The following is a 267-nucleotide window of genomic DNA, read 5'->3' as shown; positions in this document are numbered from 1 at the left end:
CCCGCGCCGGGCACACTGGTCGATATGGTTGGGCCACAGTTCGGTTTCCATGATCACCGCCAGCTTGGGCTGCACCCGATCGAGAAACCGCGCCGCGGCGCAAGGCAAGTCGTAGGGCAGGTAGCAGTGCTGGATCCGCGGCTCGTTGGCAAACAGCGCGTGGATGCGCTCGGAGCCGGTGGGAGTCATGCAGGTCACGGTAATCGGCAGCTGTGGATAACGCGCCAGCAGCGCCCGGATCATCGGCGCGGCAGCGATGCTCTCGCC

At 66.3% G+C, this 267-nt stretch carries 1 protein-coding gene; it reads right to left on the bottom strand.

Going from position 1 to position 267, the window contains the following annotated elements; translation table 11 throughout:
• On the bottom strand, positions 1–267 hold a 267-nt coding region (locus SB756_RS30825; RefSeq protein WP_410913336.1), incomplete at both ends, for a glycosyltransferase N-terminal domain-containing protein.

It is taken from the genome of Pseudomonas sp. SIMBA_068, assembly GCF_046534705.1.
Classification (GTDB): Bacteria; Pseudomonadota; Gammaproteobacteria; order Pseudomonadales; family Pseudomonadaceae; genus Aquipseudomonas; species Aquipseudomonas putida.
This window is presented reverse-complemented; position numbering and strand designations above follow the sequence as displayed.